Source organism: Pseudomonas sp. HR1, assembly GCF_030175875.1.
GTDB classification, from domain to species: Bacteria; Pseudomonadota; Gammaproteobacteria; order Pseudomonadales; family Pseudomonadaceae; genus Chryseomonas; species Chryseomonas oryzihabitans.
Genome location: NZ_JASNRF010000001.1, coordinates 24,764 through 50,316, shown reverse-complemented (window position 1 = coordinate 50,316; position 25,553 = coordinate 24,764). Strand labels below are relative to the sequence as shown.

Annotated in this window: 26 protein-coding genes and 1 pseudogene; 21 read left to right on the top strand and 6 right to left on the bottom strand. The window is 66.6% G+C overall.

The features are described from left to right. The first annotated feature begins 5 nt into the window (after window positions 1-5). Entirely contained in the window at window positions 6-1,160 is a 1,155-nt protein-coding gene (locus tag QKY98_RS00235; protein ID WP_132832796.1) for an ABC transporter ATP-binding protein, read from the top strand. Between the two features lie 50 nt (window positions 1,161-1,210). Here the strand turns inward: QKY98_RS00235 and QKY98_RS00230 are convergent. Next, window positions 1,211-1,633, bottom strand: a pseudogene (locus QKY98_RS00230) (L,D-transpeptidase family protein); the annotation flags it as partial. Window positions 1,634-1,770: 137 nt separating this feature from the next. Continuing rightward, the gene (locus QKY98_RS00225; RefSeq protein WP_027600827.1) at window positions 1,771-2,325 is read right to left on the bottom strand and encodes an NUDIX hydrolase; all 555 of its coding nucleotides are present in this window, start codon (window positions 2,323-2,325) and stop codon (window positions 1,771-1,773) included. Window positions 2,326-2,452: 127 nt separating this feature from the next. On the opposite strand from QKY98_RS00225, the gene QKY98_RS00220 reads away from it, so the two are divergent. From QKY98_RS00220 to purT, 3 genes are all read left to right on the top strand, one after another. After that, a complete protein-coding gene (locus tag QKY98_RS00220; RefSeq protein WP_007160947.1) occupies window positions 2,453-3,040 on the top strand; it encodes a CoA pyrophosphatase in 588 nt (195 codons plus the stop codon). A gap of 77 nt (window positions 3,041-3,117) precedes the next feature. Next, a complete protein-coding gene (locus QKY98_RS00215; protein WP_007160948.1) occupies window positions 3,118-3,315 on the top strand; it encodes a DUF1289 domain-containing protein in 198 nt (65 codons plus the stop codon). A 21-nt stretch (window positions 3,316-3,336) separates the two neighbouring features. Then, window positions 3,337-4,518: a formate-dependent phosphoribosylglycinamide formyltransferase gene (gene purT / locus QKY98_RS00210; RefSeq protein ID WP_027600826.1), complete on the top strand. Its 1,182-nt coding sequence runs from the start codon at window positions 3,337-3,339 to the stop codon at window positions 4,516-4,518. Between the two features lie 60 nt (window positions 4,519-4,578). Here the strand turns inward: purT and QKY98_RS00205 are convergent, their stop codons facing one another. Both QKY98_RS00205 and QKY98_RS00200 read right to left on the bottom strand, forming a co-directional pair. Next, on the bottom strand, window positions 4,579-5,883 hold the full coding sequence (locus tag QKY98_RS00205; protein WP_284670137.1) for an MFS transporter: 1,305 nt from the start codon (window positions 5,881-5,883) through the stop codon (window positions 4,579-4,581). 188 nt (window positions 5,884-6,071) lie between these two features. Continuing rightward, complete coding sequence (locus QKY98_RS00200; RefSeq protein WP_007160952.1) at window positions 6,072-6,872, bottom strand: cytochrome C assembly family protein; 801 nt, start codon at window positions 6,870-6,872, stop codon at window positions 6,072-6,074. On the opposite strand from QKY98_RS00200, the gene QKY98_RS00195 reads away from it, so the two are divergent. The 14 genes from QKY98_RS00195 to QKY98_RS00130 all read left to right on the top strand — a co-directional run bounded on the left by QKY98_RS00195 (window position 6,871) and on the right by QKY98_RS00130 (window position 19,639). Next, a complete protein-coding gene (locus QKY98_RS00195; RefSeq protein WP_169854828.1) occupies window positions 6,871-7,116 on the top strand; it encodes a small membrane protein YohP in 246 nt (81 codons plus the stop codon). The two genes, QKY98_RS00200 and QKY98_RS00195, sit on opposite strands and share 2 nt — an antisense overlap. 176 nt (window positions 7,117-7,292) lie before the next feature. After that, window positions 7,293-8,672 (top strand): signal recognition particle protein, encoded by a 1,380-nt coding sequence (gene ffh / locus QKY98_RS00190; protein WP_007160953.1) that lies wholly within the window; start codon window positions 7,293-7,295, stop codon window positions 8,670-8,672. A gap of 250 nt (window positions 8,673-8,922) precedes the next feature. Continuing rightward, window positions 8,923-9,171, top strand: a complete 249-nt coding sequence (gene rpsP / locus QKY98_RS00185; protein WP_007160954.1) for a 30S ribosomal protein S16 — start codon at window positions 8,923-8,925, stop codon at window positions 9,169-9,171. A gap of 5 nt (window positions 9,172-9,176) precedes the next feature. Beyond that, window positions 9,177-9,713, top strand: a complete 537-nt coding sequence (gene rimM / locus QKY98_RS00180) for a ribosome maturation factor RimM (protein WP_007160955.1) — start codon at window positions 9,177-9,179, stop codon at window positions 9,711-9,713. A 3-nt stretch (window positions 9,714-9,716) separates the two neighbouring features. Continuing rightward, window positions 9,717-10,454: a tRNA (guanosine(37)-N1)-methyltransferase TrmD gene (gene trmD, locus QKY98_RS00175; RefSeq protein ID WP_007160956.1), complete on the top strand. Its 738-nt coding sequence runs from the start codon at window positions 9,717-9,719 to the stop codon at window positions 10,452-10,454. Window positions 10,455-10,496: 42 nt separating this feature from the next. Beyond that, window positions 10,497-10,847 (top strand): 50S ribosomal protein L19, encoded by a 351-nt coding sequence (gene rplS, locus QKY98_RS00170; protein WP_007160957.1) that lies wholly within the window; start codon window positions 10,497-10,499, stop codon window positions 10,845-10,847. Window positions 10,848-11,087: 240 nt separating this feature from the next. Beyond that, a complete protein-coding gene (locus QKY98_RS00165) occupies window positions 11,088-11,501 on the top strand; it encodes an acyl-CoA thioesterase (RefSeq protein WP_007160958.1) in 414 nt (137 codons plus the stop codon). Then, window positions 11,498-12,388 (top strand): site-specific tyrosine recombinase XerD, encoded by an 891-nt coding sequence (gene xerD / locus QKY98_RS00160; protein ID WP_007160959.1) that lies wholly within the window; start codon window positions 11,498-11,500, stop codon window positions 12,386-12,388. Before QKY98_RS00165 ends, xerD begins: the two co-directional genes overlap by 4 nt. Window positions 12,389-12,451: 63 nt before the next feature. Next, window positions 12,452-13,177, top strand: a complete 726-nt coding sequence (locus QKY98_RS00155) for a thioredoxin fold domain-containing protein (RefSeq protein ID WP_007160960.1) — start codon at window positions 12,452-12,454, stop codon at window positions 13,175-13,177. A 63-nt stretch (window positions 13,178-13,240) separates the two neighbouring features. Further along, window positions 13,241-14,545, top strand: a complete 1,305-nt coding sequence (locus tag QKY98_RS00150; RefSeq protein ID WP_007160961.1) for a homoserine dehydrogenase — start codon at window positions 13,241-13,243, stop codon at window positions 14,543-14,545. 46 nt (window positions 14,546-14,591) lie between these two features. Further along, entirely contained in the window at window positions 14,592-16,001 is a 1,410-nt protein-coding gene (gene thrC, locus QKY98_RS00145; protein WP_284670136.1) for a threonine synthase, read from the top strand. 205 nt (window positions 16,002-16,206) lie between these two features. Further along, window positions 16,207-16,746 (top strand): YaeQ family protein, encoded by a 540-nt coding sequence (locus tag QKY98_RS00140; RefSeq protein ID WP_007160963.1) that lies wholly within the window; start codon window positions 16,207-16,209, stop codon window positions 16,744-16,746. Beyond that, window positions 16,746-18,467 (top strand): single-stranded-DNA-specific exonuclease RecJ, encoded by a 1,722-nt coding sequence (recJ, locus tag QKY98_RS00135; RefSeq protein WP_042137138.1) that lies wholly within the window; start codon window positions 16,746-16,748, stop codon window positions 18,465-18,467. Before QKY98_RS00140 ends, recJ begins: the two co-directional genes overlap by 1 nt. A 68-nt stretch (window positions 18,468-18,535) precedes the next feature. Then, a complete protein-coding gene (locus tag QKY98_RS00130) occupies window positions 18,536-19,639 on the top strand; it encodes an NADH:flavin oxidoreductase/NADH oxidase (RefSeq protein ID WP_284670135.1) in 1,104 nt (367 codons plus the stop codon). A gap of 37 nt (window positions 19,640-19,676) precedes the next feature. On the opposite strand, the gene QKY98_RS00125 is transcribed toward QKY98_RS00130, so the two are convergent. Beyond that, window positions 19,677-20,147 (bottom strand): nuclear transport factor 2 family protein, encoded by a 471-nt coding sequence (locus QKY98_RS00125; RefSeq protein ID WP_007160966.1) that lies wholly within the window; start codon window positions 20,145-20,147, stop codon window positions 19,677-19,679. 192 nt (window positions 20,148-20,339) lie between these two features. Between QKY98_RS00125 and QKY98_RS00120 the strand changes: the two genes are divergently transcribed. Then, a complete protein-coding gene (locus tag QKY98_RS00120) occupies window positions 20,340-21,035 on the top strand; it encodes a tellurite resistance TerB family protein (RefSeq protein ID WP_284670134.1) in 696 nt (231 codons plus the stop codon). A gap of 3 nt (window positions 21,036-21,038) precedes the next feature. Here the strand turns inward: QKY98_RS00120 and QKY98_RS00115 are convergent, their stop codons facing one another. Next, window positions 21,039-21,941 (bottom strand): LysR family transcriptional regulator, encoded by a 903-nt coding sequence (locus QKY98_RS00115; protein ID WP_007160968.1) that lies wholly within the window; start codon window positions 21,939-21,941, stop codon window positions 21,039-21,041. A 147-nt stretch (window positions 21,942-22,088) separates the two neighbouring features. Between QKY98_RS00115 and QKY98_RS00110 the strand changes: the two genes are divergently transcribed. Then, complete coding sequence (locus tag QKY98_RS00110; protein WP_284670133.1) at window positions 22,089-23,762, top strand: GMC family oxidoreductase; 1,674 nt, start codon at window positions 22,089-22,091, stop codon at window positions 23,760-23,762. Window positions 23,763-23,871: 109 nt separating this feature from the next. Continuing rightward, window positions 23,872-25,494, top strand: coding sequence for an MFS transporter (locus QKY98_RS00105; protein WP_007160970.1), 1,623 nt, complete (start codon window positions 23,872-23,874; stop codon window positions 25,492-25,494). The last annotated feature ends 59 nt before the right edge of the window (window positions 25,495-25,553 follow it).

Sequence of the window (25,553 nt, the reverse complement as noted above, 5' to 3'; positions counted from 1 at the left end):
CCCAGATGATCGAACTCGACCGCCTGACCAAGACCTTCAAGCAGCATGGCAAGGACGTGACCGCGGTGGACGCCGTGAGCCTCACCGTGGAGGAGGGCCAGATCTGCGTCTTCCTCGGCCCCTCCGGCTGCGGCAAGACCACCACCCTGAAGATGATCAACCGCCTGATCGAGCCCACCTCGGGCCGGGTGCTGATCAATGGCGAGGACACCACCGGCATCGACGAGGTGACGCTCAGGCGCCATATCGGCTACGTGATCCAGCAGATCGGTCTGTTCCCCAACATGACCATCGAGGAAAACATCACCGTGGTGCCCAAGCTCTTGGGCTGGGACAAGAAAAGATGCCGCGAGCGCGCCACCGAGCTGATGAGCATGGTGCAGCTCGAACCCAAGCAGTACCTGTCGCGCTATCCGCGCGAACTGTCCGGTGGCCAGCAGCAGCGCATCGGCGTCATCCGCGCCCTGGCGGCCGAGGCGCCGCTGCTGCTGATGGACGAACCCTTCGGCGCGGTGGACCCGATCAACCGCGATGCCATCCAGAACGAGTTCTTCCAGATGCAGCGGGCGCTGAACAAGACGGTGATCATGGTCAGCCACGACATCGACGAGGCCATCCGCCTGGGTGACAAGATCGCGGTGTTCCGCGGCGGCCGCCTGGTGCAGTTCGATCACCCGGACACCCTGCTGGCCCATCCCAAGGACGACTTCGTCAGCAACTTCGTCGGCCAGGACAGCACCTTGAAACGTCTCCTGCTGATCCGCGCCGAGGATGCGGCCGACAACGCGCCCTCGATCCAGGCCGAGACCCTGATCGGCGATGCCGTGGAGTTGATGGAGGAGCACGATCGCCGCTACCTGGTGGTGACGGATGCCGCCAACAAGGGCCTGGGCTACGTGCGCCGCCGCGACCTGCGCGGGCAGAGCGGCCCGGTGGCGCCCTTCATCACCCCGTTCAAGGCTACCGCGGCCTTCGACGAGCACCTGCGCATCCTGCTGTCGCGCATGTACCAGTTCAACAGCTCCTGGCTGCCGGTGCTCAGCGCCGACAACGACTTCCTGGGCGAGGTCACCCAGGAGTCCATCGCCGACTACCTCAGCAGCGGTCGGTCGCGGGGCAAGACCACCATCGTCTCGCCGGCGGAGCAGGTGGCGGGGTAGGGCGGGGACTCAGGCGGCGGTCGCAGGACTGCCGCCTAACGGCCTGAGGCTCAGGGGCGGATCTCGATCAGGGTGCCGTCCTTGACCAGGCCCCAGACCTCGCGCATGTCGTGGTTGGTCATGGCGATGCAGCCCTCGGTCCAGTTCAGCGAGTTGAAGTACCACTCCGGGTACTCCTCGTCGATGGGCGTGCCGTGCAGCATGATCATGCTGCCGGGACGCACGCCGGCCTGGCTGGCGCGGGCCAGGTCCTCACGATTGGGATAGGAGATGTGCATGGCCAGGTTGAATTTGTCGCTGGTCTTGCGCCAGTCGATCCAGTAGAAGCCTTCCGGGGTGCGCTTGTCGCCCTCGCGCAGCTTGGGGCCGCGGGGATTCTTGCCCAGCGAGATGCGATAGGACTTCATCACGGTATCGCCGCTGAGTAGTTGCAGCTGATTGCGCGACTTGATGACCAGCACCTTGTCGATCAGCGGCGCGGCCGGCTGGCGGATCACCGTGACGCTGGTGCTGGCCTGGGCCAGCTGGGGAAGCAACGAACCGCACAGCACATAGCAGAGCGCCAACAACAGGTGCAACGGACGCATGTCGGGAAGATCCTCGGAAGAGCTCAGGCAGGCTTGGGTGCGACCACCATAGGCGCCATGCCTTCATGGCGCAGGGAAAACTCGCCGCGACGGCGGTCGGCGAAAAAGCATTCTAGTGTCCGCTTGATGGTCGGAAAAGCCAGAGACGACCAGGGGATATCGGCTTCGTCCAGAAGGCGCACGTCGAGGCTTTCCTCGCCGACGCCAAAGCGGCCGTCGACCAGTTCGCCGCGGAACAGCATGTAGATCTGGTCGATGTGCGGCAGGTCGAAGAGGGTATAGAGCTCCAGGCCCTGCACCTGCGCGCCGGCTTCCTCGAAGGTCTCGCGGGCGGCGGCCTCGGTGGTGGTCTCGCCGTTTTCCATGAAGCCCGCCGGCAGCGTCCAGTAACCCTTGCGCGGTTCGATGGCGCGCTGGCAGAGCAGCACCTTGCCCTCCCAGGTCGCCAGGCAGCCGGCCACCACCCGCGGATTCTGATAATGCACTGCGCCGCACTGGCTGCAGACCAGGCGCATCCGGTTGTCACCCGCGGGAAGGCGTTCTTCCAGCAGTCCGCCACAGTGATTGCAATGCTTCATGGTTCACCCTCGTTTTGCTGCAGTGTGCCGGGGCGATCCCGGGCCTCGCAAGCGATGGCTGGGCTTGGGATTGCCCGACGGGCGTGCCATGATCCAGGGGATACGATGAGCAAGGGAGAATTCCGGCGTGGATGAGTTGCTCCAGCGCCTGCGTCACTATCAGCCGCGCACCCTGAGCGGCACCGAGAGCTACCAGGAAGCGGCGGTGCTGGTGCCCATCATCCGTGGCGAGCATCCCGAGTTGCTGCTCACCCTGAGGGCCAGCAACCTGTCCACCCACGGCGGCGAGGTGGCCCTGCCGGGCGGCCGGCGCGATCCCGAGGACGCCGATCTGGTCGCCACTGCCCTGCGCGAGGCCGAGGAAGAGGTCGGACTGCCACCGGGCCTGGTGGAGGTGATCGCCCCCCTGAGTCCGCTGGTGTCGCGCTACGGCCTGGCGGTGACCCCCATCGTCGCGCTGATCCCCGATCAGCTCGAATACGTTCCCAGCGAAGCCGAGATCGCCGCGATCTTCAGCGTGCCCCTGCAGTTCTTCTGCGAGGTGCCGCCGGATTACACCCTCAGGGTCGACCACGACGGCCTGCGCTGGCAGGTGCCCAGCTATCAGTATGGCGAGCACCGCATCTGGGGGCTGACGGCGGTGATCATCGTCGAACTGGTCAACCTGCTGTACGACGCCGGTATCGTGCTCAAGGCACCGCCCAGGCGGGATTGAGCGGTATCGGCAAGGTAAAGGCACATGCCAAGTCGGGCATTAACGGGCACAATGCGCGGCCATTCGAGGGAAGCCGCATGACCACCGCCGATTCACCCGTGCGTTCGCCCTGCGTCCATGTCTGTGCCCTGGACGAACAGGACATCTGCATCGGTTGCCAGCGCAGCGCCGCCGAGATCACCCGCTGGATGTCCATGAGCGACAGCGAGCGCCGCGAGGTGCTGCTGCGCTGCAGCGAGCGGGCGCGGGCGGGCGGTGCGGCCTTCCTGACCTGACATCAGCCGGAGAGATCTGTCATGCCCCGTATCGGTACCCCCCTGTCCCCCAGCGCCACCCGCGTGCTGCTCTGCGGCTCCGGCGAACTGGGCAAGGAAGTCGTCATCGAACTGCAGCGCCTGGGCGTCGAGGTCATCGCCGTGGATCGCTACGCCGATGCCCCGGCCATGCAGGTCGCCCACCGCAGCCACGTCATCGACATGCTCGACGGTGCCGCCCTGCGCGCAGTGATCGAGCGCGAGCAGCCGCACTTCATCGTGCCGGAAATCGAAGCCATCGCCACCGCCACCCTGGTGGAGCTGGAAGGCGAGGGCTACACCGTGGTGCCCACCGCCCGCGCCGCCCAGCTGACCATGAATCGCGAAGGCATCCGTCGCCTCGCCGCCGAGGAACTGGGCCTGCCCACCTCGCCCTATCATTTCGCCGACACCTACGAAGACTATGCCGCCGCCGCCGAGGCGCTGGGCTATCCCTGCGTGGTCAAGCCGATCATGAGTTCCTCGGGCAAGGGCCAGAGCCTGCTGCGCAGCGCCGACGAGCTGCAGGCCGCCTGGCAATACGCCCAGGAAGGCGGTCGCGCCGGCAAGGGCCGGGTGATCGTCGAGGGCTTCGTCGACTTCGACTACGAGATCACCCTGCTGACCGTGCGCCACGTCGGCGGTACCTCCTTCTGCGCGCCGGTCGGGCATCGCCAGGTCAAGGGCGACTACCACGAGTCCTGGCAGCCCCAGGCCATGAGCGACAAGGCCCTGGCCGAGTCCGAGCGGGTCGCCCGCGCGGTCACCGAGGCCCTGGGCGGTCGCGGCCTGTTCGGCGTGGAACTGTTCGTCAAGGGCGACCAGGTCTGGTTCAGCGAGGTCTCCCCGCGGCCCCACGACACCGGCCTGGTGACCCTGATCTCCCAGGATCTCTCCGAATTCGCCCTGCATGCCCGGGCCATCCTCGGCCTGCCGATCCCCACCATCCGCCAGTTCGGTCCCTCGGCCTCGGCGGTGATCCTGGTGGACGGCGATTCGCGGCAGACCGCCTTCGCCAACCTCGGCGCGGCCCTGGCCGAACCCGACACCGCGCTGCGCCTGTTCGGCAAGCCCGAGGTGAAGGGGCAGCGGCGCATGGGCGTCGCCCTGGCCCGCGACGAAAGCATCGAAGCCGCCCGGGCCAAGGCCGTGCGTGCGTCCCAGGCGGTGAAGGTCGAGCTGTAAGGCCGGCTGCGCACCACGAAAAAGGGCCCCGCGGGGCCCTTTTTCATTGGCTGGAGAGATCTACAGCGACTGGTCGCGCGTCTCGCGCATACAGAGCACCGCCACCAGGCTGATGGCCGCTGCTGCCGAGACATAGCCGCCCACCCAGCTCAGGCCACCGGCCTCCACCAGTTGCTGCGCGGCGTAGGGCGCCAGGGAGGCGCCGAGGATGCCGCCCAGGTTGTAGGCCGCCGAGGCACCGGTGTAGCGCACCCGGGTGGGGAAGATTTCCGGCAGCAGGGCGCCCATGGGACCGAAGGTCATGCCCATGAGAAACAGCTCCAGCGCCAGGAACAGGCCGACCGCCTGACTGGAGCCGTGGGTCAGCAGCGGCTCCATGGCGAAGCCCGACAGCAGGGCGGCGATGGCGCTGGCCGCCAGTACCGGCTTGCGGCCGAAGCGATCGGACAGCCAGGCCGACAGCGGCGTGGCCAGGGCCATGAACAGCACGGCCACACAGAGCAGGCCGAGGAATTCCTGGCGGCTGTAGCCGAGATTCTTCACCCCGTAGCTCAGCGAGAACACCGTGGAGATATAGAAGAGCGCGTAGCACACCACCATGCTCAGGGCGCCCAGCAGTACCGCCTTGCCGTGCTTGCCAAAGGTCTCGACCATGGGCAGGCGCAGCTTCTCGCGCCGCGCCATGGCCTCGGCGAACACCGGCGTCTCGTGCAGCGACAGCCGCACATAGAGGCCGACCACCACCAGCAGGGCGCTGAGCAGGAAGGGGATGCGCCAGCCCCAGGCGCGGAATTGCTCGTCGTCCAGCAGCAGTGCCAGGGCCAGGAACAGACCGTTGGCCATGAGAAAGCCGATGGAAGGACCGAGCTGGGGAAACATGCCGAACCAGGCGCGCTTGCCGGGCGGGGCGTTCTCGGTGGCCAGCAGCGCCGCGCCGCCCCATTCGCCACCCAGGCCCAGGCCCTGGCCGAACCTCAGCAGGCAGAGCAGGATCGGTGCCCAGACGCCGATGCTGGCGTAGCCGGGCAGGAGGCCGATCAGGGTGGTGGAGATGCCCATCAGCAGCAGCGAGGCCACCAGGGTGGACTTGCGCCCGATGCGATCGCCGAAGTGGCCGAACAGCAGCGAACCCAGCGGCCGCGCCAGGAAGGCGATGCCAAAGGTGATGAAGGCGCTGAGGGTCTGGGCCATGCCCGCGCCCTGGGGAAAGAACACCGGGCCTATCACCAGGGCCGCGGCCGTGGCATAGACGTAGAAGTCGTAGAACTCGATGGCGGTGCCGATGAAGCTGGCGGTGGCCACGCGAGTGGGGGAGTTGCGCGGCACGGAGGTGGGCGCGTCGAAGGCGGCAGCGGTCGTGGACATGCAGGGGTACCGGGCAGTCGTTCTTGTAGGAGGCGTCTGCCGGAGCGGCCCGGTGGGGCAGCGGCTGTCCGAGGATGGGGACGGGCGGGACGACCTGTTATGACGTGCCGGGCGCGAAGCGGCTGTTGGCCGGGTCGCGCCGAACGTGGTTCGGTCGCCTGATTATGCAGGTAGTGGAACGACGACTGTCAACGATGCAGGATGAATTCCCGCACCAGCTTGCTGCCGAAATAGGCCAGCATCAGCAGGATGAAGCCCAGCAGCGTCCAGCGGATCGCCCGGTGGCCGCGCCAGCCCAGGCGATTGCGCCCCCACAGCAGGATGCCGAACACCACCCAGGCGATGCAGGAGAGCACCGTCTTGTGCACCAGGTGCTGGGCGAACATGTCCTCGACAAAGAACCAGCCGGAGATCAGCGACAGCGACAGCACCACCCAGCCGGCCCAGAGAAAGCCGAACAGCAGGCTTTCCATGGTCTGCAGCGGGGGAAAGCTGCGGATCAGCCCGGACGGGTGCTTGTTCTTGAGCTGGCGATCCTGGATCAGCAGCAGCAGCGACTGCAGCACCGCCAGGGTGAAGAGCCCGTAGGCGATGATCGACAGCAGCACGTGCACGACGATCTTGGGCGACACGTCCAGCGGCGTCACGGTGCCCGGTGGCACGAATTCGGCCAGCAGCGCGGTGATGGCACCGAGGGGATAGACCAGCACCAGCAGCGGTTGCAGCGGCATGCGCAGGCAGCCGATCAGCATCAGCGCGATGGCGGTCGCCGAGATCAGGCTGGAGGCGTCGAAGAAGTCCAGGCTCAGGGTCGGTTCGAGGATCAGCTGCAGATAGACGGCCAGGGCGTGGGGCAGCAGGGCCAGGATGCCGGCGCCCAGGACCAGGGGCTTGCTCGACGGCTGTTTGCGCAGCAGGCAACTGCCCTGGTAGAGGGTCGCGAGCAGATAGAGGGCGGCGGCCAGGAGGGTGGGCAGCAGGGCGTGCATGGTCCGGTTTCAGCAGAGCGGAAAGCAGGCGAGTGTGGCACAGACAGGGCGGTACAGAAAGTCTGAGCCGCGCCTTGGCGCCGGCTGGCCAGGCTGGGCGAACCCTGGCCGCCAGCGGGTGGTCCCAAGAGGTACATATCTTGAAGAGGTCGCGACCATGCTTAAATTTCTCGGCGGTACCATGGGCATCATCTTTCTGATCGGCCTGGTGGTGGTCATCGGCATCTTCTCGCTGATCTTCTGATCCCCTCCCCGCAGGCACCGGCCCTGGCGTCGGTGCCTCGCGCTCCTGCCTCGGCGGCTCGCCGATACCGGCCCTGCTGACGGTTTCACGCGGTAGCGGCCCTGGCGGCTATCCCTGCTCAGGCGCTCTTTCGTTATACTTGCCGGTCAGCCGCCGTTTCTGCCCTGGATGTCCGCATGTTCGAGAATCTCACAGACCGCCTGTCCCAAAGCCTGCGCCACATTACCGGCAAGGCCAAGCTCACCGAAGACAACATCAAGGACACCCTGCGCGAGGTGCGCATGGCGCTGCTCGAGGCGGACGTCGCCCTGCCGGTGGTCAAGGAGTTCGTCAATCGGGTCAAGGAGCGGGCGGTCGGCACCGAGGTGTCCAAGAGTCTGACCCCGGGCCAGGCCTTCGTGAAGATCGTGCGCGCCGAGCTCGAAGCCATCATGGGCGCGGCCAACGAAGACCTGGCGCTCAACGTCGCGCCGCCGGCGGTCATCCTCATGGCCGGCCTGCAGGGCGCGGGCAAGACCACCACCGCGGGCAAGCTGGCGCGCTTCCTCAAGGAGCGCAAGAAGAAGACCGTCATGGTCGTCTCCGCCGACGTCTATCGTCCGGCCGCCATCAAGCAGCTGGAAACCCTGGCCGGGGAGGTGGGTGTCACCTTCTTCCCCTCCGACATCAGCCAGAAGCCGGTGGAGATCGCCCAGGCCGCCATCCGCGAAGCCAAGCTCAAGTTCATCGACGTGGTCATCGTCGACACCGCCGGTCGCCTGCACATCGATAGCGAGATGATGGCGGAGATCCAGCAGGTCCATGCGGCTACCAAGCCGGCCGAGACCCTGTTCGTGGTCGACGCCATGACTGGTCAGGACGCCGCCAACACCGCCAAGGCCTTCAACGACGCCTTGCCGCTCACCGGCGTGATCCTGACCAAGGTCGACGGCGATGCCCGGGGCGGTGCCGCCCTGTCGGTCCGCCACATCACCGGCAAGCCGATCAAGTTCATCGGCATGGGCGAGAAGAGCGAAGCCCTCGATCCCTTCCACCCGGATCGCGTCGCCTCGCGCATCCTCGGCATGGGCGACGTCCTCTCGCTGATCGAGCAGGCCGAACAGACCCTGGATCGCGAAAAGGCCGACAAGCTGGCCAAGAAGCTCAAGAAGGGCAAGGGCTTCGATCTCGAAGACTTCCGCGACCAGTTGCGCCAGATGAAGAACATGGGCGGCCTGGGTTCGCTGATGGACAAGCTGCCGACCATGATGGGTGGCATGAACATCCAGCAGATGGGCAACGCCCAGGGCGCCGCAGAAAAGCATTTCAAGCAGATGGAAGCCATCATCGACTCCATGACCCCGGCCGAGCGCCGCGATCCGGAGCTGATCAGCGGCTCGCGCAAGAAGCGCATCGCCCTGGGTTCCGGCACCCAGGTGCAGGACGTCGGCCGCCTCATCAAGCAGCACAAGCAGATGCAGAAGATGATGAAGAAGGTCACCGCCAAGGGCGGCATGGCCAAGATGATGCGCGGCATGGGCAGCATGTTCCCCGGCGGCGGCATGCCGAAGATGTGATTTCCGAGTGCCGCCCGTCGCCAGATGGCCGGCATCGGAAAGGGCTCTGCGAGATGCGTCGGCACCAGTGCTGATGCACCTTCGCGAGCGACGGGGCTCCACCGCTGGAGTCTCCAGGCTGCCGCTATGCCGAGGGTGCCGTTGAAAGCCATTGGCAAACCGGGTAACAGCCCTTAGAATATGCGGCCTTTCGGGCCATGTGGCCCAGTGTGCCCACAGCTACAAGCACCGACTACAGGAACGAAGTTCAATGGTAACCATCCGTCTAGCCCGTGGCGGCTCCAAGAAGCGCCCCTTCTACCACCTGACCGTGACCAACAGCCGCAATGCGCGCGATGGTCGTTTCGTCGAGCGCATCGGTTTCTTCAACCCGGTGGCCAGCGGCGCCGAAATCCGTCTGTCGGTGGACCAAGAGCGCGCCAACTACTGGCTGTCGCAGGGCGCCCAGCCGTCCGAGCGCGTCGCTCAGCTGCTGAAGAGCGCTCAGGCTACCGCCTGAAGACCATGAGTACGCCGACCTCCGCCCCCGACCTGGTGGTCCTGGGCAAGATAGTTTCGGTCTTTGGCGTACGCGGTGAGCTCAAGATCTACTCCTTTACCGATCCGCTCGACAATCTGCTGGACTATCGGACCTGGACGCTGCGGCGCGAAGGCGAGACCCGGCAGGTCAAGGTGCTCGGCGGTCGGATGCACGGCAAGGTCCTGACGGTACGTCTGCAGGGCCTGGACGATCGCGAAGAAGCCCGCCTGATGGCCGGTTTCGAGATCTGCGTGCCGCGCAGTGAATTGCCCCAGCTGGGCGCCGGTGACTACTACTGGCATCAGCTGGAAGGTCTCAAGGTGATCAATCGCGAAGGCCAGTGGCTGGGCGTGGTGGATCATCTGCTGGAGACCGGGGCAAACGACGTCATGGTGGTCAAGCCCTGTGCTGGCAGCCTCGACGATCGTGAGCGTCTGTTGCCTTATCTGCCCGACCAGTACGTGCTGGCGGTGGATCTGGCCAAGGGCGAGATGCAGGTCGACTGGGACGCGGATTTCTGATCCATGCGTATCGATGTCATCAGCCTCTTTCCCGAGATGTTCGAGGCCGTCAGCGCCTATGGCGTGAGCGGTCGCGCGATGAAGCAGGGGCTCCTGGAGCTGACCTGCTACAACCCGCGCAGCTATACCGAGGATCGTCACCAGACCGTGGACGACCGGCCCTTTGGCGGCGGTCCCGGCATGGTCATGAAGATCCAGCCGCTGGAGCGCGCCCTGGCCGATGCCAAGGGTGATTCGGCGGCAAAGGTGATCTACCTGTCTCCCCAGGGTCGCAAACTCGACCAGGCGGCGGTACGGGAACTGGCGCAGGAGGAGCATCTGATCCTCATCGCCGGGCGTTACGAAGGCATCGACGAGCGTTTCATCGAGACGCACGTGGATGAAGAATGGTCGATTGGCGACTATGTGCTGTCCGGCGGTGAATTGCCGGCCATGGTGCTGATCGATGGGGTCACGCGACTGCTGCCTGGAGCCTTGGGGCATGCGGATTCCGCCGAGCAGGACTCGTTTACCGATGGCCTGCTCGATTGCCCGCACTACACCCGACCCGAGGTGTACGAGGGCCGTCGCGTACCCGACGTGTTGCTCAGTGGTAACCACGAGCATATCCGGCGCTGGCGCCTGCAGCAGTCCCTGGGACGCACTGCGGAGCGACGCGCCGATCTTCTGGATGGCCGCTCGCTTTCTGGAGAAGAGCAGAACCTGTTGGCGGAATACCTCCGTCAGCGGAACGATAGTTAGGTATCGATGGCGGGCCGCGGCCTGTCTTAGGAGCAGAGTGACATGACCAACAAAATCATTGCCCAGATCGAAGCTGAGCAGATGAACAAAGAAATCCCGGCGTTCGCCCCCGGCGACACCGTGATTGTCCAGGTTAAGGTGAAGGAAGGCGACCGTCAGCGTCTGCAGGCCTTCGAAGGCGTGGTGATCGGCAAGCGTAACCGCGGCCTGAACAGCGCCTTCACCGTACGCAAGATCTCCAACGGCGTTGGCGTCGAGCGTACCTTCCAGACCTACAGCCCGCTGGTCGACAGCCTGAGCGTCAAGCGTCGCGGTGACGTGCGCAAGGCCAAGCTGTACTACCTGCGCGAACTGTCCGGCAAGGCTGCCCGCATCAAGGAAAAGCTTTCCTGATCGCGGCGTGACCAGAAAAAAGCAGCTTCGGCTGCTTTTTTCGTTTCTAAGAGCCTAGTCAAAATCTCGCGAGCTAGAGACAAACAAGGCGAAGCTGGCTGAGGAAGCGGACCGGGCTCGCGCGCGAGTTTACAGCTGGTAAATGAGCATTCTGACGGGGCTGGCCTTCCAGGCCAGCTTCAACGACGTTTGGCCGACGCGCAGCAGATTTTGTGTAGGTTCTGAGGTTCGAGGTAAGACATGACGACCCGCGAAGCGGAAATCCAGCGGCGCACCGCGCTGTCGGAAACCCGGGTGGCCAAGGCGGTCTTCCCGCCCACCACCAATCATCACGACACCCTGTTCGGCGGCACCGCCCTGGCCTGGATGGACGAGGTGTCCTTCATCACCGCGACGCGCTTCTGTCGCAAGCCGCTGGTCACGGTCTCCACCGACCGCATCGATTTCAACCATCCCATTCCCGCGGGCTCCATCGTCGAACTGATCGGCCGGGTGGTGAAGGTCGGCAACACCAGCATCAAGGTGCAGGTGGAGGTCTTCGTCGAAGGCATGCTGGCGGAAGGCCGCGAGCGCGCCATCAATGGCGCCTTCAGCTTTGTCGCCGTCGATGACGAGGGCAAGCCGACGCCGGTGCTGCCCGGATTCGCCGCGTGAACGCCGAGCGGCTGATCGAGGAATTCCTCGACGCCCTGTGGTTGGAGAAGGGGCTGTCGCCCCATACCCGCAGCGCCTACCGCACCGACCTGCTGGCCTTCGCTCGGTGGCTGGAGGGCAGGGGCCTGACCCTGGAGTCCGTCGGCCGCGACGCCGTGCTCGATCACCTCGGCTGGCGCCTGAGCGAGGGTTACCAGGCGCGCTCTACGGCGCGTTTCCTCTCCGGGCTGCGCAGCTTCTACAAGTATGCGGTGCGCGAGGGGCGGCTGGCCGAGGACCCGACGCTGCTGGTGAGCATGCCGCAGCTGGGTGCGCCGCTGCCCAAGAGCCTGTCCGAGGCGGATGTGGAAGCCCTGTTGGCCGCGCCGGATACCGAGGACACCCTGGGCCTGCGCGATCGCACCATGCTCGAGGTGCTCTATGCCACCGGCCTGCGGGTGACCGAGCTGATCAGCCTGACCCTGGACGAGATCAACCTGCGCGAGGGTTCGCTGCGGGTCTTCGGCAAGGGCAGCAAGGAGCGGCTGATCCCCCTGGGCGAAGAGGCCATCGCCTGGCTGGAAAGCTATCTGAAGACCGCGCGTCCGCTGCTGCTGGGCGGCCAGCCCGGTGACATCCTCTTTCCCAGCCAGCGCGGCACGCCCATGACCCGGCAGACCTTCTGGCACCGCATCAAGCTGCATGCCCAGGTGGCCGGCATCCGCACCTCGCTGTCGCCGCATACCCTGAGGCACGCCTTCGCCACCCATCTGCTCAATCACGGCGCCGACCTGCGCACGGTGCAGATGCTGCTCGGCCATACCAGCCTGTCCACCACCCAGATCTACACCCACGTCGCCCGCGTGCGGCTGCAGCAACTGCACGCCCAGCACCATCCGCGGGGGTAGGGCGGGACCGCCGTAGCCGGCAGGTCTGTGGTAGGCTTGCCGGCGTCTCAACAGGAGTCAAACATGCGTATTTCCCAACTGTTGCTCGCCGCTTGCCTGGGGCTCGGCGTGCAACTGGCTCAGGCCGAACCTGAGCAGGCCATTCGCCAGAGCCTGACCGCGCTACAACCCAATCTCGCCATCGAGTCCATCGCCAAGAGTCCGCTGGAAGGGCTCTACCAGGTCCAGCTCAAGGGCGGGCGCGTGCTCTATGCCAGCGGCGATGGCCAGTTCGTCATGCAGGGCTATCTGTATCAGGTCAAGGACGGCAAGGCCTCCAACCTGACCGAGAAGGCCGAGAACGTCGCCGTGGCGCGGCAGATCAACGGCCTCGATCGCAACCAGATGATCGTCTATCCCGCCCAGGGCGAGACCAAGGCGCACATCACCGTCTTCACCGACACCACCTGCCCCTATTGCCAGAAGCTGCACGCCGAGGTGCCCGAGCTGAACAAGCGCGGCATCGAGGTGCGCTACCTGGCCTTCCCGCGCCAGGGCATGGGCTCGCCGGGCTCCAAGCAACTGGAGGCGGTGTGGTGCGCCAAGGACAAGCCGGCGGCGCTGAACCAGATGTTCACCGGTCGTGAGGTCAAGTCCGAGAGCTGCCAGAATCCGGTCGCCCAGCAATTCGCGCTGGGGCAGAACATGGGTATCCAGGGCACGCCGGCGATCATTCTCGCCGATGGCCAGATGATCCCGGGCTACCAGCCGGCCGACCAGCTGGCGGAAGCGGCAATCGGCGCCCGCTAGGCGCCTCAATCAGAGTTATGAACGGGGCCGCGGAGCGGTCCCACACGACATGGGGATAAGGGTGTGAAGCCGGTCAAAGTAGGCATCTGTGGTCTGGGTACCGTGGGCAGCGGGACCTTCAACGTACTCAAGCGCAACGCCGAGGAAATCGCCCGGCGCGCCGGTCGGGGTATCGAGGTGGCGCAGATCGCCCAGCGCCGGCCCAATCCCCAATGCGACACCGGTAGCACGCCGATCACCGCCGAGGTCCTGGCGGTGGCCGACAATCCCGAGATCGACGTGGTGGTGGAGCTGATCGGTGGCTACACCCTGGCCCGCGAACTGGTGCTGCGAGCCATCGCCAACGGCAAGCACGTGGTCACCGCCAACAAGGCGCTGATCGCCGTGCACGGCAACGAGATCTTCGCCAAGGCGCGCGAGCAGGGCGTGATCGTCGCCTTCGAAGCCTCGGTGGCCGGGGGCATCCCGGTGATCAAGGCGCTGCGCGAAGGCCTGGCCGCCAACCGCATCAACTGGGTGGCCGGCATCATCAACGGTACCGGCAACTTCATCCTCTCCGAGATGCGCGAGAAGGGTCGCACCTTTCCCGATGTCCTGGCCGAAGCCCAGGCGCTGGGCTATGCCGAGGCCGATCCGACCTTTGACGTGGAAGGCATCGATGCCGCCCACAAGCTGACCATCCTGGCCTCCATCGCCTTCGGCATCCCGCTGCAATTCGACAAGGCCTACACCGAGGGCATCACCCGCCTGACCACCGCCGACGTCGGCTACGCCGAGGCACTGGGCTATCGCATCAAGCATCTGGGCGTGGCGCGCAGCACCGACCAGGGCATCGAGCTGCGGGTACACCCGACGCTGATCCCGGCCGATCGCCTGATCGCCAACGTCAACGGCGTGATGAACGCGGTGATGGTCAATGGCGACGCCGTCGGCTCGACGCTGTTCTATGGCGCAGGTGCCGGCCAGGAGCCGACCGCCTCGGCGGTGGTGGCCGACCTGGTGGACGTGGTGCGCGCCATGACCTCGGATCCGGAGAATCGCGTGCCGCACCTGGCCTTCCAGCCCGATGCGCTGTCCGACCATCCGGTGCTGTCGATCGAGGCCTGCGAGAGCGCCTATTATCTGCGCATCCAGGCCAAGGACCACCCGGGCGTGCTGGCCCAGGTGGCGAGCATCCTCTCGGCGCGCGGCATCAACATCGAGTCCATCATGCAGAAGGAAGCCGAGGAACATGACGGCCTGGTGCCCATGATCCTGCTGACCCATCGCGTGACCGAGCGCCACATGGTCGAGGCCATCACCGCGCTGGAAGCCCTGGACGATGTCGTCGGCGATGTCGTCCGCATCCGCGTCGAGCACCTGAACTGAGCAGCCTGGCGGCGCCCGGCGCCGCCGTCTTTCCCGAGGTCGAGTCATGCGTTACATCAGTACCCGCGGCCAGGCGCCCGCGCTGAATTTCGAAGAAGTGCTGCTGGCGGGTCTCGCCAGCGATGGCGGTCTCTATGTGCCGGAGAACCTGCCACGCTTTTCCCTGGAGGAGATCGCCTCCTGGGCCGGTCTGCCCTACCACGAGCTGGCCTTCCGGGTGATGAAGCCCTTCGTCGCCGGCTCCATCGCCGATGCCGAATTCAAGGCCATCCTGGAAGAGACCTACGCCGGTTTCGCCCATAGCTCGATCGCGCCGCTGCGCCAGCTGGACGCCAACGAATGGGTGCTGGAGCTGTTCCACGGCCCGACCCTGGCCTTCAAGGACTTCGCCCTGCAACTGCTGGGGCGGCTGCTCGACCATGTGCTGGCCAAGCGCGGCGAGCGCGTGGTGATCATGGGCGCCACCTCCGGCGACACCGGCTCGGCGGCCATCGAAGGCTGCAAGCGCTGCGAGAACGTGGACATCTTCATCCTCCATCCGCACCAGCGGGTGTCGGAAGTGCAGCGCCGGCAGATGACCACGCTGCTGGGCGACAACATCCACAACATCGCCATCGAAGGCAACTTCGACGACTGCCAGGAGATGGTCAAGGCCAGCTTCGCCGACCAGGGTTTCCTCAAGGGCACCCCGCTGGTGGCGGTCAACTCGATCAACTGGGCGCGGATCATGGCCCAGATCGTCTACTACTTCCACGCGGCCCTGCAGCTGGGCGCCCCGGCGCGCTCCATCGCCTTCTCGGTACCCACCGGCAACTTCGGCGACATCTTCGCCGGCTACCTGGCCCGCAACATGGGTCTGCCGGTGAGCCAGCTGGTGGTGGCCACCAACCGCAACGACATCCTGCACCGCTTCATGTCGGGCAACCGCTACGACAAGCAGCAGCTGGAAGCCACGCTGTCGCCGTCCATGGACATCATGGTCTCGTCCAATTTCGAGCGCCTGCTGTTCGACCTGCACGGTCGCGACGGCCTGGCCCTGGCCGAGCTGATGGCGAATTTCCGCAGCAGCGGCACCCTGACGGTGGCCGACGATCGCTGGACCGAAGCGCGCAAGCTGTTCGATTCCCTCGCCGTGAGCGATGAAGAGACCTGCGCCACCATCGCCGAGGTGTATGCCGCCACCGGCGAGGTGCTGGATCCGCACACCGCCATCGGCGTCCGCGCCGCTCGCGAATGCCGACGCAGCCTGGCCACGCCCATGGTGGTGCTGGGCACCGCCCACCCGGTCAAATTCCCCGAGGCGGTGGAAAAGGCCGGCATCGGCGCGACCCTCAGCCTGCCGAACCACCTGGCCGACCTGCTGCAGAGGGAAGAGCGTTGCACCGTGCTGCCCAACGACCTGGCCGCCGTCCAGGCCTTCGTCAGCCGCCACGGCAAGCGTGGGCAGCCGCTGTAGATTTTTAGCCCTTTAGATCGCGGTTATCGCGGCCATGGGCCGCTCCTACGGGAAGTCTGAGCACCTGTAGGAGCGGTCGCTACGGCGCACCGGCATGGCCGCGATACATCCTACCTCCGCTCCACCGATCCCCTGACGCTCCTCTGATCCCGAGCCCCCTGCCTTTTCCGGTACAATGCCCGGCTTTCCCTGCCGGTGACCCGCCATGGCTCTGCAAGCCACGCCCTACAAAGTCGAACTCAACCTCACCGACCTGGATCGCGGGGTCTACGAGAATCTGCGCCTGACCGTGGCGCGGCATCCCTCCGAGACCGAGGAGCGCATGGCGGTGCGGTTGCTGGCCTATGTGCTCTGGTACAACGAGCAGCTGGCCTTCGGCCGCGGCCTGTCCGACGTCGACGAGCCGGCGCTGTGGGAAAAGAGCCTCGATGGCCGGGTGCTGCACTGGATCGAAGTCGGCCAGCCCGATGCTGAGCGCCTGACCTGGTGCAGCCGCCGCACCGAGCGCACCAGTCTGCTGGCCTATGGCAACCTGCGCGTCTGGCAGACCAAGGTGGTGGACGCGGTCAGGACGCTGAAGAATCTGCACATCGCCGCGGTGCCTGCCGAGCCCCTGGCCGAGCTGGCCCGCGACCTGCCACGCAGCATTTCCTGGCAGGTGATGATCAGCGAAGGCACCCTGTTCGTCACCGACGACCGCGGTCAGCACGAATTGCAGCTGGAATGGCTGCTGGGCGAACGTTGATGCGCCTGGAGCCCCGTCCGCTGCCGGCGGTGCTGCCCGACCTGGGCGATCTGCCGCCGCTGCTCACCCGGCTCTATGCCGCGCGCGGCGTGACCTTGCCGGAAGAACTCGACAAGGGTCTGGCGCGGCTGGTGCCCTATCACCAGCTCAAGGGCATCGAGGCCGCGGTGGAGCTGCTGGCGCGGGCCCTGGAAGAGCGTCGGCGCATCCTCATCGTCGGCGACTTCGACGCCGATGGCGCCACCGCCAGTGCCGTGGGCGTGCTGGCGCTGCGGCGTCTGGGTGCGGCCTGGGTCGACTACCTGGTGCCCAATCGCTTCGAATACGGCTACGGCCTGACGCCCGAGATCGTCGCCGTGGCCCTGCAGCGCGAACCCGAGGTGCTGCTCACCGTCGACAACGGCATCTCCAGCCTGGACGGCGTGGCCGCGGCCAAGGCCGCCGGGCTGCAGGTGGTCATCACCGATCACCACCTGCCGGGCGCCGAATTGCCCGCCGCCGACGCCATCGTCAATCCCAACCAGCCGGCCTGCGCCTTTCCCAGCAAGTGCATTGCCGGGGTCGGGGTGATCTTCTATGTGATGCTGGCCCTGCGCAGTCGCCTGCGCGAGAACGGCTGGTTCGCGCGTCAGGGCCTGGCCGAGCCCAATCTGGCCGAGTTGCTGGATCTGGTCGCCCTCGGCAGCGTCGCCGACGTGGTGCCGCTGGATGCCAACAACCGCATCCTGGTGCACCAGGGGCTGATGCGTATCCGCGCCGGCCGCGCACGGCCGGGACTCAAGGCGCTGCTGGAAGTGGCCGGGCGCCAGCCGGGCAAGGTGGCCTCCAGCGACCTCGGATTCATTCTCGGCCCGCGGCTCAATGCCGCCGGCCGGCTGGACGACATGTCCATCGGCATCGAGCTGCTGCTCTGCGAAGACCCGCAGCTGGCGCAGGAATACGCCCAGCAGCTGGACGACTTCAACAAGGATCGCAAGAGCATCGAGCAGGGCATGCAGCGCGAGGCGCTCAAGCAGCTCAAGGAGCTGCCGGAAGACAATCTGCCCTTCGGTCTCTGCCTGTTCGATCCGGAGTGGCACCAGGGCGTGATCGGCATCCTCGCCTCGCGCCTCAAGGAGAAGTATCACCGCCCGGCGCTGGCCTTTGCCGACGACGGCAGTGGCAACGGCATGCTCAAGGGCTCGGCGCGCTCGGTGCCCGGGCTGCACATCCGCGATGCCCTGGACGCCGTGGCGACCCGGCATCCGGGACTGATCACCAAGTTCGGCGGTCACGCCATGGCCGCCGGCCTCAGCCTGCCCCAGGCGCACTACGAGACCTTTGCCGCGGCCTTCGACGCCGAGGTGCGCCGCCATCTGCAGGCCGACGACCTCAGTGGTCGCCTGCAGACCGATGGTTGCCTGGCTCCCACCGAGTTCCAGCTCGGCCTGGCCCAGGCCCTGCGCCAGGCCGGTCCTTGGGGGCAGCAGTTTCCCGAACCGCTGTTCCACGGCACCTTCGAGATCCTCTCCCAGCGCCTGCTCAAGGAGCGGCATCTCAAGCTGACCCTGCGCAGCGAGCAGGGCGGACCGGAGCTGGACGGCATCGCCTTCAACATCGATCGCGACACCTGGCCCGATCCCAACATCCGCTGGGCCGAGCTGGCCTATCGGCTGGACGTGAACGAATTCCGCGGCAACGAGAGTGTGCAGTTGCTGGTGGTGCACCTGGCACCTCGTTAGTCGGAATAGCGACCTATTCTGTTCGGGAACACTCCAATGCCGTGAATCCCGAGAAGACGAGGTCCGCCATGAGTCTCCTGTTCCAGCCCCTGACCTTGCGTCAGCTGACCCTGCCCAATCGCGTGGTGGTCTCCCCGATGTGCCAGTACTCCAGCGAAGACGGTTTCGCCAACGACTGGCACCTAGTCCACTTGGGCAGTCGCGCCACCGGTGGTGCCGGCCTGGTGATCTTCGAGGCCACCGCGGTCACCCCCGACGGGCGCATCACGCCCCAGGACCTGGGGTTGTGGAAGGACGAGCAGATCGAGCCCCTGCGGCGCATCACCCAGTTCATTGAGGGGCAGGGCAGTGTGGCCGGTATCCAGCTGGCCCACGCCGGGCGCAAGGCCAGCACCTGGCAACCCTGGCTCGGCAAGCACGGCAGCGTGCCCATCGCCGAAGGCGGCTGGGTGCCGGTGGCGCCCTCGGCCATCGCCTTCGATCCCCAGCACACCCGGCCCACGGCGGTGGATCGCGACGACATCGCCAGCATCCGCCGGGCCTTCGTGGACACCGCCGAGCGCGCCCTGGCGGCCGGCTTCAAGGTGGCCGAGATCCATGCCGCCCACGGCTATCTGCTGCACCAGTTCCTCTCGCCGCTCTCCAACCGTCGCGAAGACGACTACGGCGGCAATTTCGAGAATCGCATCCGCCTGCTGCTGGAGGTGACCGCCGACGTGCGCGCGGTCTGGCCGGAGGAGTTGCCGCTGTTCGTGCGGGTCTCGGCCACCGACTGGGTGGAAGACGGCTGGGACGTCGACGAGACGGTGGAACTGGCGCGCCGGCTCAAGACCCTGGGCGTCGACCTGATCGATGTCTCTTCCGGCGGCACCGCGGCCCAGGCCGACATTCCCACCGGCCCCGGTTACCAGACCCAGTTCGCCGAGCGGGTGCGCAAGGAAGCCGGAATTCCCAGTGGCGCGGTGGGCATGATCACCGATGCGGCCCAGGCCGAGCACGTGCTGCGCACCCGTCAGGCCGATCTGGTGCTGCTGGCCCGTGAGCTGCTGCGCGATCCCTATTGGCCGCTGAATGCCGCCGAAGCCTTGCGCGAGAAGGTCTCCTGGCCGCCGCAGTATGTCCGCGCCGCGCACCGGGATACGCCGCTGCGCAAGCCGTTCGGGGTGGAATAGGGGAGCAACGGAGCCATCCGCCCGGATGGCTCCCGGGTCAGGGCTTGACCGGGCGCAGCATGGCTTCCAGGGCGTCGCTGTCGTAGTAGTCGCCCAGGTACCAGATGCGACCGTCGCGGATCTTCATGATGCTGGCGCCGCGAATCTTCACCGGCTGCTTGCCGGTGGCGGTGGTGCGGTTGCCGGTCAGTTCCCATTCGAAGGCGATGCTGCGCGGGCCGATGACCGGCTTGTGCACCATCTTCACCTGCAGATCCGGTACCGCCTTGAGGGTGACCTTGACGATCCTGTCGCGGGCCTGGGTGCGGCTGGTCTCGGTGGTGGCGGCGCCACTGTCGAAATACTGCACCTTGGGATCGAGCAGGGCGCTGGCGGCCTCGGCGTCGTGATCGTTCCAGGCATCGAGATAGCGATTGGCGATGAGGCGGGCATCCTCGGCGGCGGCCTGGACCTGGCCGGCGGTAAGGGCGACCGAAAGCGCGAACAGCACAGCCAGACGCGAGCGCATGGGGTGTCTCCGGCAACTGCAGGGGGGGAGGCGCAAGAGTAGCGCCGTGGGCGGCCCGCGGTCAGCAATATTTTGTAGCGGCTGGCCGCTGGCGACGGTGTTCCCGGCAACATCCGGTAAGCAGGTGCCGGGAGCCGGACGGTGCGGACGGCGGTCCCAAGAGGCTGAATCCCGACTCTGTGGAGGTCATCCATGAACACCCGCGGTTTGCTCGATCAATTGCTCAAGGCGGGCCAGCAGGCCCTGGCCAAGAAGACCGGCCACGCGGCCCCACGACCCGGTACCCCGTCTTCCGGCAAGGATCCCCTCGGCGGTCTGCTCTCCGGACTGGGCAACAGCGGCCTGGCCGCGGGAGCCCTGACCGCCCTGCTGGGCAGCAAGCGCGGGCGTGCCATGGGGGGCAGGGCGGTCGGTTATGGCGGTCTGGCGGCGCTCGGCATGGTGGCCTACAAGGCCTATCAGTCCTGGCAGGCCAACCAGGCCCAGGGCGCGGCGGCCGCCGAGCCCCGCACCGTGGATCGGGTACCGGAGCACGAAGCCGAGGCCCACGGCCGGGCGGTGCTGATCGCCCTGATCGCGGCGGCCAAGGCCGATGGCCATGTCGATGACCAGGAACGTCAGGCCATCGAAGCCGAGATGGCCAAGCTGGACAACGATCCCGAACTGCGCAGCTGGCTGCAGCGCGAACTGGAACAGCCGCTCGACCCGGCCAAGGTCGCCGCTGCGGCGGAAACCCCCGAAATGGCGGCCGAGATGTACCTGGCCAGCCTGATGCTGATCGACGATCAGCAATACATGGAAAAGGCCTATCTGGACGAGTTGGCGCGCCAGTTGCGACTGGAGCCCGGCCTGCGCGCCGAACTGGAGCGCGAGGCCGCAGCGGTCTGACGGCTAGGCGAGGGCACGTTCCTCGCCCAGCAGGACGCTCCGCTCCGCTGCGCAGAGGTGCAGCAGGAAATCCCAGACCACGCGCAGGCGCGCGGAGCGGTGCAGTTCGCGGTGGGTGGAAATCCAGTACTCCCGGGTAAAGGAGCGCTCCGGGAGCACGCCTTCCAGGGGCGTGCCTTGACCCACCAGGTAGCAGGGCAACACCGCGATGCCGATGCCGGCACAGGCGGCTTCGCGCTGGGCGATGACGCTGGTGCTGCGAAAGACGATGCGCGGCTCGGGGCAGAGTCCCTGGATAAATTGCAGTTCGCGGGTGTACAGCAGGTCGTCGACGTAGCCGATGAAGGTCTGCTCGCCGAGGTCGGCTTCGGCCCCCAGGGGCGGCGCCCGATCCAGGTAGGTGCGACTGGCGTAGAACCTCAGGCGATAGGGCGTCAGCCGCCGGCCGATCAGGCCTTCGGCGGTGGGCCTTTCCAGGGTGATGGCGATGTCCGCCTCGCGGTTGGTGACGCTGACGAAGCGCGGCACCGAGACCAGTTCCACTTCCAGGCCCGCATAGTCGCGCAGCAGCGCTCCCAGGCGCTGGGCGAGAAAGCCGGTGCCCAGGCCTTCGGTCACCCCGACCCGCACCTGGCCCAGCGGATTGAGTCTCTGGGTCACTGCCTCCTGGGCCAGCAACGCGGCTTCTTCCATTGCCTGGGCGTGCGCCAGCAGGGCCTGACCAGCCGGGGTGAGTTGATAACCGCTGGCCTGTTGCACCAGTAGCTGGCTGCCCAGGGCGCGCTCCAGGGCCTCCAGGTGGCGGGCGACGGTGGCATGACTGACGCCCAGGCTACGGGCGGCGGTCAGCAGGCGGCCATGGCGCTGGATCTCCAGAAAAACCCGCAGATCGTTCCAGTCGAACATCCCGTCTCCCTCGTCTAGGTCTGTCTGCGCGGTCGCTTGCGGGGCGCTGTTCAGAAATGCACAGCCGGTGCCCGTTTTCTGCGACTGTTGTTCGCGGATGACGACACTAGGATAGGGACCACAACAACAAAAAAGCGAGGGAACGTCATGCCCGGTCCTGCTGCGGAATATGACTTCATCATCGTCGGCGCCGGTCCGGCCGGCTGCCTGCTGGCCAATCGACTGTCCGCCGATCCGGCCTATCGCGTGCTGCTGCTGGAAGCCGGCGGGCGCGACAACCATCCCTGGATCCACATTCCCGTCGGCTATCTGTTCTGCATCGGCAATCCGCGCACCGACTGGTGCTTCAAGACCGAGATGGAAGCGGGCCTGGGGGGCCGCGCGCTCAACTATCCACGCGGGCGGGTGCTGGGTGGCTGCTCGTCCATCAACGGCATGATCTACATGCGTGGCCAGGCCCGCGACTACGACGGCTGGGCCGCCGCCGGCAATCCCGGCTGGGGCTGGCAGGACGTGCTGCCGCTGTTCAAGCGCATGGAGGATCACTGCGACGGCAATTCAGAGTTTCATGGCGCCGGGGGCGAATGGCGGGTCGAGCGGCAGCGCCTGCACTGGACGCTGCTCGACGCCTTTCGCGCCGCCGCCGGCGAAACCGGCATCGCGCCGGTGGAGGACTTCAACACCGGTGACAACGAAGGCTGCGGCTACTTCCAGGTCAATCAGCGCAACGGTGTGCGCTGGAATGCCGCCAAGGCCTTTCTCAAGCCCGTCCGCCAGCGCGCCAATCTCGAGGTGCTGACCGGCGTCCAGGTCGAGCGGGTGCTGCTGGAGGAGGGCAGGGCACGGGCGGTGCTGGCGCGCCTGCCGGGCCAGGCCGAGCCCCAGCGCCTGGTGGCACGGCGGGAGATCGTGCTCTGCGCCGGCGCCATCGGCTCGCCGACCCTGTTGCAGCGCTCCGGCATAGGGCCGCGCGGTCTGCTCGAAGGCCTGGGCATCGGCGTCCGGCACCGCCTGGAAGGGGTGGGCGGCAATCTGCAGGATCACCTGCAACTGCGGCTGATCTACCGGGTGCACGGCGTGCCGACCCTCAACGCCCTGGCCGGCAGCCTCTGGGGCAAGCTGGGGATGGGCCTGGAATACCTCTGGAAACGCAGTGGTCCCCTGGCCATGGCGCCGAGTCAGCTGGGCGCCTTCGCCCGCTCCGATCCCGGGCAGCCCTCGGCCAATCTGCAGTATCACGTGCAGCCGCTGTCGCTGGAGCGCTTCGGCGAGCCGCTGCACGGCTTTCCCGCCTTTACCGCCTCGGTGTGCAACCTGCGTCCGGCCAGTCGCGGCCAGGTGGCCATCCGCAGCGCCGACCCGCTGGCCGCGCCGCTGATCCAGCCGCGCTACCTCAGCGCGCCGGAGGATCTCAAGGTGGCCGCCGACGCCATCCGCCTGACCCGGCGCATCGTCGCCGCTCCGGCCCTGGCCGCCTATCGACCCGAGGAATACCTGCCAGGACCGGCCTACCAGAGTGAGGAGGAATTGCAGCAGGCGGCCGGCGCCATAGGCACCACCATCTTCCATCCATCCGGCACCTGCCGCATGGGCCAGGACGCCGACGCCGTGGTCGATGCGCGCCTGCGGGTGCATGGCATTCCCGGGCTGCGGGTGGCCGATGCCTCCATCATGCCGACCCTGGTCTCGGGCAACAGCTGCTCGCCAACGCTGATGATCGCCGAGCAGGCGGCCAGCTTCATGCTGGCCGAGGCGCGCGAGCAGGGCAAGCACGAGCTGCCCGCCGCGGTGGCCCGGGCCAGCGCGGTCTCGGCGGCCTAGCGGCGTCTCTCCGCTTTCACCGACGGCGGGGCCTCCTGCCGTTTCCACCGTAGTAGCTGTCGCCCATAACAACAATCAGCCCGGCGATCCCGGGTCAGGAGAACGTGCGATGTCCGACTATGCCCAACCCCGGGTCCAACCCAGCGCGGCCAGCAGTCGCCGCGAAGAACGCAAGGTGATCTTCGCCTCGTCCCTGGGAACCGTCTTCGAGTGGTACGACTTCTTTCTCTATGGCGCCCTGGCGGCGGTGATCAGCAAGCAGTTCTTCGCCGGCGTCAACGACACCACCGCCTTCATCTTCGCCCTGCTGGCCTTTGCCGCCGGCTTCGTGGTGCGGCCCTTCGGCGCCCTGGTGTTCGGGCGCCTGGGCGACATGGTCGGCCGCAAGTACACCTTTCTCGCCACCATCATCCTCATGGGCATCGCCACCTTCGGCGTCGGCCTGCTGCCCACCTACGCCAGCATCGGCGTGGCCGCACCCATCATCCTGGTGGTGCTGCGCCTGCTGCAGGGCCTGGCCCTGGGCGGCGAATACGGCGGCGCCGCCACCTACATCGCCGAGCACGCGCCGCCCGGCAAGCGCGGCGCCCATACCAGCTGGCTGCAATCCACCGCGACCCTGGGGCTGTTGCTGTCGCTGGTGGTGATCCTGGTCTGCCGGTACCTGACCGGAGACCAGTTCGAGGTCTGGGGCTGGCGCCTGCCGTTCCTGCTGTCGATCTTCCTGCTGGCCATTTCCACCTGGATCCGCATGTCGATGCACGAATCGCCCGCCTTCGTGCGCATGAAGGCCGAAGGCAAGCAGAGCAAGGCGCCGATCCGCGATTCCTTCACCAACTGGAGCAATCTCAAGGTGGTGCTGATCGCGCTGTTCAGCATCAACGGCGGCCAGGCGGTGACCTTCTACCTGTCGCAGTTCTATGTGATGTTCTTTCTCACCCAGACCCTCAAGCTGGATCCGGTGCTGGCCAACAACCTGCTGATCATCAGCGTCATCCTCGGGGCCCCCTTCTTCGTCATCGCCGGCTGGCTGTCGGACAAGGTCGGGCGCAAGCCGATCCTGATGCTCGGCCTGCTGCTGGCCACGGTGCTCTACTTCCCGCTGTTCAAGGCCCTGACCCACTACGCCAATCCGCAGATCTACCAGGCCAGCCAGCAGGCGCCCATCGTGGTGACCGCCGACCCGGCCACCTGCACCTTCCAGTTCGATCCGGTGGGCAAGGCGCGTTTCGACAGTCCCTGCGACCGGGTCAAGACACTGCTGGCCAAGAGCGGTCTGCCCTACCGCAGCGTGGCCGCGGCGCCCGGCGATGCGGTGCAGGTCAGCGTCGGCGACAAGCTCATCGTCGGCTTCGACGAACCGGCCCTGCGCGCCGCGGTGCAGGCCGCCGGCTATCCGGCCAAGGCCGACTCGGCCCAGGTCAACAAGCCGATGGTGGTGGCGGTGATCTTCGCCCTGATCCTGATCGCCACCCTCTGCTACGGACCGCTGGCGGCGCTGATGGTGGAGCTGTTCCCCACGCGCATCCGCTACACCTCCATGTCGCTGCCGTACCACATCGGCAACGGCTGGTTCGGCGGCTTCCTGCCCACGGTGTCCTTCGCCCTGGTGGTCTATACCGGCGACATCTTCTACGGCCTCTGGTACCCGGTGCTGATCACCGGCGTCAGCCTGGTGGTGGGACTGCTGTGCCTGCCGGAAACCCGCCATCGCGATCTCGACGCCGATTGAGGCGCGTGCGGGCGGCGCTGCCCGCCGCCCGCTGAGTTTCGCCGCCGATTGGGTTATAC

Coding starts and splice junctions, on each gene's coding strand:
- QKY98_RS00235 (WP_132832796.1), top strand. CDS start 6: ATGATCGAACTCGACCGCCTGACCAAGACCTTCAAGCAGCATGGCAAG.
- QKY98_RS00225 (WP_027600827.1), bottom strand. CDS start 2,325: ATGAAGCATTGCAATCACTGTGGCGGACTGCTGGAAGAACGCCTTCCC.
- QKY98_RS00215 (WP_007160948.1), top strand. CDS start 3,118: ATGACCACCGCCGATTCACCCGTGCGTTCGCCCTGCGTCCATGTCTGT.
- purT (WP_027600826.1), top strand. CDS start 3,337: ATGCCCCGTATCGGTACCCCCCTGTCCCCCAGCGCCACCCGCGTGCTG.
- QKY98_RS00205 (WP_284670137.1), bottom strand. CDS start 5,883: ATGTCCACGACCGCTGCCGCCTTCGACGCGCCCACCTCCGTGCCGCGC.
- QKY98_RS00195 (WP_169854828.1), top strand. CDS start 6,871: ATGGTCCGGTTTCAGCAGAGCGGAAAGCAGGCGAGTGTGGCACAGACA.
- QKY98_RS00200 (WP_007160952.1), bottom strand. CDS start 6,872: ATGCACGCCCTGCTGCCCACCCTCCTGGCCGCCGCCCTCTATCTGCTC.
- ffh (WP_007160953.1), top strand. CDS start 7,293: ATGTTCGAGAATCTCACAGACCGCCTGTCCCAAAGCCTGCGCCACATT.
- rpsP (WP_007160954.1), top strand. CDS start 8,923: ATGGTAACCATCCGTCTAGCCCGTGGCGGCTCCAAGAAGCGCCCCTTC.
- rimM (WP_007160955.1), top strand. CDS start 9,177: ATGAGTACGCCGACCTCCGCCCCCGACCTGGTGGTCCTGGGCAAGATA.
- trmD (WP_007160956.1), top strand. CDS start 9,717: ATGCGTATCGATGTCATCAGCCTCTTTCCCGAGATGTTCGAGGCCGTC.
- rplS (WP_007160957.1), top strand. CDS start 10,497: ATGACCAACAAAATCATTGCCCAGATCGAAGCTGAGCAGATGAACAAA.
- QKY98_RS00165 (WP_007160958.1), top strand. CDS start 11,088: ATGACGACCCGCGAAGCGGAAATCCAGCGGCGCACCGCGCTGTCGGAA.
- QKY98_RS00155 (WP_007160960.1), top strand. CDS start 12,452: ATGCGTATTTCCCAACTGTTGCTCGCCGCTTGCCTGGGGCTCGGCGTG.
- thrC (WP_284670136.1), top strand. CDS start 14,592: ATGCGTTACATCAGTACCCGCGGCCAGGCGCCCGCGCTGAATTTCGAA.
- QKY98_RS00140 (WP_007160963.1), top strand. CDS start 16,207: ATGGCTCTGCAAGCCACGCCCTACAAAGTCGAACTCAACCTCACCGAC.
- recJ (WP_042137138.1), top strand. CDS start 16,746: ATGCGCCTGGAGCCCCGTCCGCTGCCGGCGGTGCTGCCCGACCTGGGC.
- QKY98_RS00130 (WP_284670135.1), top strand. CDS start 18,536: ATGAGTCTCCTGTTCCAGCCCCTGACCTTGCGTCAGCTGACCCTGCCC.
- QKY98_RS00125 (WP_007160966.1), bottom strand. CDS start 20,147: ATGCGCTCGCGTCTGGCTGTGCTGTTCGCGCTTTCGGTCGCCCTTACC.
- QKY98_RS00120 (WP_284670134.1), top strand. CDS start 20,340: ATGAACACCCGCGGTTTGCTCGATCAATTGCTCAAGGCGGGCCAGCAG.
- QKY98_RS00115 (WP_007160968.1), bottom strand. CDS start 21,941: ATGTTCGACTGGAACGATCTGCGGGTTTTTCTGGAGATCCAGCGCCAT.
- QKY98_RS00110 (WP_284670133.1), top strand. CDS start 22,089: ATGCCCGGTCCTGCTGCGGAATATGACTTCATCATCGTCGGCGCCGGT.
- QKY98_RS00105 (WP_007160970.1), top strand. CDS start 23,872: ATGTCCGACTATGCCCAACCCCGGGTCCAACCCAGCGCGGCCAGCAGT.